General features: G+C 64.9%; 6 protein-coding genes. 4 read left to right on the top strand and 2 right to left on the bottom strand.

Features of this window, described 5'->3' with window-relative positions; all coding sequences use genetic code 11:
- The coding region (gene pqiB / locus RI841_RS12765) for an intermembrane transport protein PqiB (RefSeq protein WP_310705991.1) at window positions 1-1122 on the bottom strand (1122 nt) is incomplete at its 3' end.
- Window positions 1119-2483, bottom strand: a complete 1365-nt coding sequence (locus tag RI841_RS12760) for a paraquat-inducible protein A (protein WP_310705990.1) — start codon at window positions 2481-2483, stop codon at window positions 1119-1121. The genes pqiB and RI841_RS12760, both read right to left, overlap by 4 nt.
- A 109-nt stretch (window positions 2484-2592) precedes the next feature.
- On the opposite strand from RI841_RS12760, the gene RI841_RS12755 reads away from it, so the two are divergent.
- From RI841_RS12755 to RI841_RS12740, 4 genes are all read left to right on the top strand, one after another.
- Window positions 2593-3576 carry a calcium/sodium antiporter gene (locus RI841_RS12755; protein WP_310705989.1) on the top strand — a complete coding sequence of 328 codons (984 nt, stop codon included), beginning with the start codon at window positions 2593-2595 and terminating at the stop codon, window positions 3574-3576.
- Window positions 3577-3873: 297 nt separating this feature from the next.
- Window positions 3874-5283, top strand: a complete 1410-nt coding sequence (locus RI841_RS12750) for a cytochrome ubiquinol oxidase subunit I (RefSeq protein WP_310705988.1) — start codon at window positions 3874-3876, stop codon at window positions 5281-5283.
- A gap of 3 nt (window positions 5284-5286) precedes the next feature.
- Window positions 5287-6288 (top strand): cytochrome d ubiquinol oxidase subunit II, encoded by a 1002-nt coding sequence (gene cydB / locus RI841_RS12745; RefSeq protein WP_310705987.1) that lies wholly within the window; start codon window positions 5287-5289, stop codon window positions 6286-6288.
- Between the two features lie 4 nt (window positions 6289-6292).
- The coding region (locus RI841_RS12740) for an ABC transporter transmembrane domain-containing protein (protein WP_310705986.1) at window positions 6293-7240 on the top strand (948 nt) is incomplete at its 3' end.

The following is a 7240-nucleotide window of genomic DNA, read 5'->3' as shown; positions in this document are numbered from 1 at the left end:
ATTGAAGAGGCGCGAGAAGCGCGTCCGCCACTCCTCGATGTCGAGCTCCCGGGCGTCGATCCCCAGGCGCTGGGGCTCGATGCGGATCAGTACCGGGATGGCGAAGCTCGAACGCGAACCTGGCTGGGGGGCGGTGAAGTTCCAGGGGACTGCGGCGACAGTGCCGATGCGTACGCCCCGGAATTCCACCGGGGCACCCTGGTTCAGGTCGCGCACGGAGTCCTCCACCAGCAGTACGTACTCCAGATAACGGTTGAAGGTTCCCTGGCGCGCGCTGTCCTCGTCCGGATAGAGATCGAAGGTGGTGCCCGCCTCGACGGGCCGACCACGCCTCAGATCCTCGGGCACACCGAAGGTGACCCCGCCACCGAGCAGCACCTCCAGGGACTCCAGGTTGGCGCGGAAGCCCTCCGAGTCCACCCGCAGATCGAAGCCGCTGGCCGACCAGAAGCGGGTGTTGTCGGTCACCAGGGTACGGTACGGGCTCTCGATGAAGATGTGGTGGTCCATGCGACGCCTGTCGACATCGAAGTTGGCCTCCTCGACCCGACCGACGATGAACCCCTGGTAGGTGACGGGGTCGCCCACGTTGAGCGAGTTGCCCAGCTGACTGATCAGGTTGATGCGTAGCCCCTCCGCCCCGGCCGGGGAGACCGGCGGTTGGTCGCTGACCTCGAATTCCCGCGCATCGATCTCGCTCTGGCCCGGTTCAAGCTGGATGTAAGCGCCCGAGAGCACGGTATTCAGGCCGCTGATACCCTCGCGCCCGATGCGTGGCTTGACCACCCAGAAACGGCTGTCCTCGACCAGCATGGCGTCGGTGTCGGGGCCCATGCGTGCGGTGATCACCGCCTGAGAAAGATCGTCTGACAGCTGAACCTGCTCGACCCGTCCGACCTCGACGTTGCGGGTCTTGATCAGGGTGCTGCCGGCTTCGATGCTTTCGGCGTTGTTCATGACCAGGGTGATCTGCGGGCCGCGACTTCGGTAGTTGTCATAGACCAGCCAGGCGCCGATCAGGATCGCCACGAGGGGCACGATCCAGATCGGCGACAGCCGTGCCTGGGGGGTGGCACGGGCGCGGTGGCTGTCCCGTCCGGGGACTTCAGGGGCAGGGGTCATCGCGGGCTTCCTTGTCCTTTTGCGGTGCTTGCGGACCGGGATTCACGCGGCAGGGGGGGATCCCAGAGCAGTCTCGGGTCGAAGGTCATGGCGGCGAGCATGGTGCTGACCACCACAGCACCGAAGGCCAGGGCCGCCGGCCCCGGGGTGATCGACATCAGCGCGCCGGCTCGGATCAGCGCCACCAGAATCGCCACCACGAAGACATCGACCATCGACCAGCGGCCGATGAATTCGGTGAGGCGGTAAAGGCGGGTCCGGGTCGCGGCGTTGAGCTCATCACTGTGCTTGACCACCAGGCACAACCACGCCAGCGCCACCAGCTTGCCCACCGGCACGATCACGCTGGCGACGAAGATCACTACGGCCACTGGCCAGGAGCCCATCTGGACCAGTTCCACGATGCCGCCGATGATGGTCGAGGGGCTGGCATGGCCCAGGCTCGTGGTGGTCATGATCGGGTAGAGGTTGGCTGGCAGGTACATCACCGTGGCGGCGGTCAGCAGCGCCCAGGTGCGCTGCAGGCTATGGGGCAGGCGCGTATGCAGGCGCTCGCCGCAGCGTCGGCAACGACCGTGGCCGTGACGATCCAGGCGGTTGACCAGACCGCAGGTGGCGCAGCCGGCCAGCCCCTGGGGGGCAGCGGGTTCGCCGGTCCTGGCACCCTCCGGCGCAAGGGGTTCGCCGGCCAGTGAGAACCACATCCAGTCGGCGTCCAGCGATTGAGTGGTGAAAAGCAGCAGCAGGGCAAAAGCGCAGAAGGCCCAGAAGGCGATGCCCAGCTCGATTTCGGCCATGCCGGCAACCTTGATCAGGCTCACCAGGGCCCCGACGATAAAGACGTCAGCCATCATCCAGGGGTGCAGATGGGCCAATGACCGGGCGATACGCCGGCTGGCCGGCAACGGGCTCTGGCGTAGCAGGCCAAGCTGCAACCAGACCACACCGGCGAGGTAGGCGGCGGGCAAGACGGCGATGGTCAGCAGCACCGCGATGGCCACCAGCGGCTGGTCGAAACCAATGAGGGTGGTGGCAGTCTGGGAGAGCTCGATCCGGTTGCCGATGCCGCCGACGCTGAAGCTGACGAACGGGAACGAGATCGCCAGCGCCAGCGCGACCAGGGCGGCCAGGGCCAGTGCCATGCTGCGCTGCGCTGGACGGAAATGGCGGCTGGCCAGGGTGTGACCACAGCGCGGGCAGTCCGCTTTCTCGTCGGGATGCAGCGGCGGCAGGGCCACCAGCCAGTCGCATTCGTGACATGCCCGCAATCGTCGCCGCGACGTGTGAGTCTGCGGTGGCGAGCGTTCCACCAGCGGTTCTCCCCGGGGCAGAATGGGGGCGCGAAAGGCAAGCCTGGGCACCGCGATGGGGTCTCCTGGGGTCGAAACATGTCGTAAAGTCAGTTTGGCACGTTGACGCAAACGACACCATACACAAACATACGGGCCTGAATGTTCCCGAGGAGACGACATGTTACTTCCCGCCTTGGCGGTCTTGGCAGGCCTGCTCCTGCTGGTATGGGGCGCCGAGCGCTTCGTCGATGGGGCCGCGGCGACGTCTGCCCGGCTGGGACTGTCACCGCTGCTGATCGGCATGCTGGTGATCGGCTTCGGCACCTCGGCCCCAGAGCTGGTGGTCTCCGCCCTGGCGGCCAGTCAGGGCAATCCCGGCCTGGCGCTGGGCAATGCCTACGGCTCCAACATTGCCAACATGGGCCTGATCCTGGGGCTGGTGGCGCTGATCTCGCCGCTGGCGGTGCACTCCGGCGTGGTGCGTCGCGAGATGCCGGTACTGGGCGCCGTGACGCTGCTCTCCGCGCTGCTGTTATGGGGCGGCATGATCACGCGCCTCGAGGCGCTGCTGCTGCTTTGTCTGCTGGCCGCCTTCATCGGTGTCTCCATCTATCTGGGGCTTCGCGATGGCAGCGACCCCCTCTCCAGCGACACTGAGGAGAGCCTGGCAGTCCACCCCATGTCGCTGAAGGCCGGGCTCGTCTGGACGGGCATCGGCCTGGTGCTGCTGGTGGTGAGTTCGCGCATCCTGGTATGGGGCGCGGTGGCCATCGCCCAGGGTTTCGGCGTCAGCGACCTGGTGATCGGCCTGACCGTTGTGGCGGTGGGCACCTCGCTTCCTGAGCTCGCCTCCTCAATCAGTGCCCTGCGCCGCCGCGAGCACGACCTTGTGCTGGGCAACGTGGTGGGCTCCAACCTCTTCAATACCCTGGGCGTGGTGGGCCTGGCCGGGGTGATCGCGCCCATCGACGCCGGTCGCGAGGTGCTGCTGCGTGACTGGAGCCTGATGATGGCCATGACGATGATGATGGCGGTCTTCGCCATGGGCTGGCGGGGGCGCGAGGGGCGCATCAACCGGGTCGAGGGCGCTGCTTTGCTGGCCATGTTCCTTGGCTATACTGCCTGGATGGTGCACTTGGTGCTGCGTGGCGGCATGGCGTGATCCGGCGGCTGCGACATTGCGACACAGAATTCAAGGCCAGCTTTCCTGCCGTTACCGGGTCTTTACGAGTAGGATAATGACAAGTACAGAATAAGCTTAAGCATAAGGGGTCTTGATCGTGTATCGCTTATGCGTCGCTCAATGACCCATTATTAAGCTTATGCTGTCATTAGTGTCCAGGTGGAATGCGTCACGGCGGGTTCGCAACGGACTGGCCGAAGGCACAACACGCACTGGAGCGTGCATTCGCATCCCTTGCGACGTATCTGAGTCCATCGCTGTCATGAGGCTTGCGTTATGGAACTGGATCCTCTCCTGCTGTCGCGACTGCAGTTCGCGTTCGTGGTCGCCTTCCACGCCATTTTCCCGGTGTTCACCATCGGCTTGGCGTCTTATATCGCTCTGCTCAATGGCCTCTTCTACAAGACCGACAATCCTGCCTGGGACCGCCTGGCACTGTTCTGGACCAAGGTGTTTGCCGTGGTATTCGGCATGGGGGTGGTGTCGGGTATCGTGATGTCGTTCCAGTTCGGTACTAACTGGAGCAACTTTTCCCTGGCAGCATCGAACTTCCTTGGCCCGGTGCTCAGCTATGAGGTGGTCACGGCCTTCTTCCTCGAGGCCGCCTTCCTCGGGGTACTGCTCTTCGGCCGTGGCAAGGTGCCGCAGGGCGTCCATCTCTTCGCTGCCATCATGGTGGCCACGGGTACCTTCATCTCCTCGTTCTGGATCCTTTCGGCCAACAGCTGGATGCAGACCCCGGCCGGCGTCGAGCTCATCGATGGCCGTTTCCATGTCACCTCCTGGAGCGAGGCGATCTTCAATCCCTCCTTCTGGTACCGCTTCTGGCACATGGTGCTGGCCTCCTTCCTGACTGGTGGCTTTGTGGTGGCCGGAGTCAGCGCTTGGTACCTGCTCATCCAGCGCGACGTGGAGGCCAATCGCAAGGCGCTCTCCATGTGCCTGTGGCTGTTGCTGGTACTCACGCCGACCCAGGCCGTGCTGGGCGACTTCCACGGCCTGAACACGCTTGAACATCAGCCGACCAAGGTCGCTGCCATGGAGGGCAACTGGGAGCGCAGCTCCAATGTGCCGCTGCTGCTGTTCGCCTGGCCCGATCAGGAAGCCCAGCAGAACCGCTTCGAGGTCGGCATCCCGAGCCTGGCCAGCCTGATCCTGACCCACCATGCCGATGGCGAGGTGCCCGGCATCAGCGAGGTGCCGCCCCAGGAGCAGCCGCCGGTATGGCTGGTGTTCTGGTCTTTCCGGGTGATGGTGGGCATTGGTTTGGTCATGATCGCCGTTTCCGTGGCGGGGCTCTGGCTGCGCCGCGGCGGGCGGGTCTTCGAGCATTGCGGCTTCCTGCAACTGATGCGGGTGATGACCGTGACGCCCTTCATCGCGGTCCTCGCGGGATGGTTCGTCACCGAGACTGGCCGGGCGCCCTGGATGGTCTACGGCATGATGACCCATGCCGAGGGACTGACGCCGTCGCTCACCGGGGGGATGGCGCTGTTTACCCTGATCGGCTACATCGCGGTCTATACGGGGGTGTTCTGGGCCGGTGTCTACTACCTGACCCGTGTGGTGCGCCAGGGCATGCTGCCCGAAGCACCACATGACCAGGAGGTGGAACGGCCTAAGCGCCCTCTCTCGGCCGCGCACGTGCCCTTTGATGATGCCTCTCGCCAACCGGGAAGGAGCTGAGCCATGGTAATGTTCGACCTGACACTGATCTGGGCCGTGATCATCGGTTTCGGGGTGATCATGTACGTGCTGATGGATGGCTTCGACCTGGGCGTGGGGATTCTCTTTCCCTTTGCCCCGGACGAGGCATCGCGCGACGTCATGATGAACTCGGTGGCGCCGGTCTGGGACGGCAACGAGACTTGGTTGGTGCTCGGCGGGGCCGGCCTGCTGGGGGCCTTCCCGCTGGTCTACTCGGTGTTCCTGCCGGCGCTCTACATCGGGGTCTTCCTGATGCTGGCCGGCCTGATCTTTCGCGGCATTGCCTTCGAGTTCCGCTTCAAGTCGCACCGCAACCGTCGCTGGTGGAATCGCGCCTTCTGCTGGGGGTCCGCGCTGGCGTCCTTCGCTCAGGGCGTGGTAGTGGGGGCCTACATCCAAGGTTTCGCCGTGGAAGACTTCGTCTACGTGGGTGGGCCGCTGGATTGGCTGACGCCCTTCAGCGTGCTGACCGGCCTGGGACTGATGGCCGGCTATGCGCTGTTGGGCGCCACCTGGCTGATCATGAAGACCGAGGGAGCGGTCCAGGCCTGGGCCTACCGGCTTGCGCCGCGCCTGCTGCTGTCGGTGCTGGCCGTGTTTGCGATCATCAGTGTATGGACGCCGTTCGTCGATCTCGGCGTTCGTGATCGCTGGTTCGGCCATCTGCACCTGATCTGGGTCTTCCCGGCGCTGGCGCTGGTCTGTGCGGCGCTGCTGTGGCGCGCGGTCAGTCAGCATCGCGAGGGCCAGCCCTTCATTGCCACTCTGGGTCTGTTTCTCTTCACCTACCTGGGGCTGTTGGTCAGCAAGTGGCCGGTGATCGTGCCACCCGACTACACGATCTGGGATGCCGCCTCGGATCCGGGCTCGCAGCTCTTCCTGCTGATCGGGGTTCTCTTCGTGATCCCCATTGTACTGGCCTATACCGCCTGGACCTACTGGGTGTTCCGCGGCAAGGTGCGACCCGGCGAGGGGTACCACTGAGCCGATGGGCGCGCCCGACGCGGCATCAGGCGAGCTGACCGCGCGCCGCTACTTAACGGACCTGGCCGCCGGCGAACGCCGGCGGCTGCGTCTTGCAGTGCTGGCCGGTACCCTGGCAGGTGGCTTGACCCTGATTCAGCTGACGCTGCTGGCAGCCTTCATCAGTGGCCTGCTGGTCGAGGCGCAGACGTTGTCGGGCCTGCTTCCGTTGCTGGGAGGCATCCTCCTCGCGGCCATCCTCCGGTCCCTGATGCTCTACGTTCAGGAGACGCTGGGTCAGGCGGCCAGCCTGGCGATCCGCCACCGCGCTCGCCTTGCGCTGCTTGACCACCTGGCACGGCTGGGGCCGGTTCGCCTGGCGTCCCGGCACTCGGCATCCGTGGCCAGTGAGCTGGTGGAGCAGGTGGAAGCGATGGATGGCTATTTCGCGCGTTTCCAGCCCCAGCTCTGGCTCTCGCTGACGGTGCCTCTGATGATCCTGGTGGCCAGCTTCTGGCTTGACTGGCTGGCGGCCCTCTTCCTGCTGATCTCGGCGCCGTTGATTCCTGCCTTCATGGCGCTTGTCGGCATGGGTGCCGAACGGCTCAATCGAGAGCAGTTCGCCGCTGTGGCGCGTCTGTCGGGGCACTTCATCGATCGGGTTCGGGGCATCACGACCCTGCAGTTGTTCGGTCGGACCCGGGAAGCGACGGGGGAGGTACATGCCGCCGCTGATGATTACCGACGCCGTAGCATGCGCACACTGCGCCTGGCGTTTCTCTCCTCGGCGGTGCTGGAGTTCTTCGCCTCGGTCGCCATTGCTGTGGTGGCGATCTATGTCGGCTTCGGGCTGCTGGGCTACATCGACTACGGCCCGTCCGGTCAACTGACCCTGTTCAGTGGCCTGCTGGTGCTCCTGCTGGCACCGGAGTTTTTCCAGCCGTTGCGCACCCTGTCCCAGCATTACCATGAT

Origin of the sequence: Halomonas sp., from assembly GCF_031581305.1 — a bacterium.
In the GTDB taxonomy this organism is placed as follows: domain Bacteria; phylum Pseudomonadota; class Gammaproteobacteria; order Pseudomonadales; family Halomonadaceae; genus Halomonas.
This window is presented reverse-complemented; position numbering and strand designations above follow the sequence as displayed.

What these genes read in the sequence shown, in the direction of transcription:
- cydB (WP_310705987.1), top strand. Translation starts at nt 5,287, where the DNA reads ATGGTAATGTTCGACCTGACACTGATCTGGGCCGTGATCATCGGTTTC.
- RI841_RS12755 (WP_310705989.1), top strand. Translation starts at nt 2,593, where the DNA reads ATGTTACTTCCCGCCTTGGCGGTCTTGGCAGGCCTGCTCCTGCTGGTA.
- RI841_RS12750 (WP_310705988.1), top strand. Translation starts at nt 3,874, where the DNA reads ATGGAACTGGATCCTCTCCTGCTGTCGCGACTGCAGTTCGCGTTCGTG.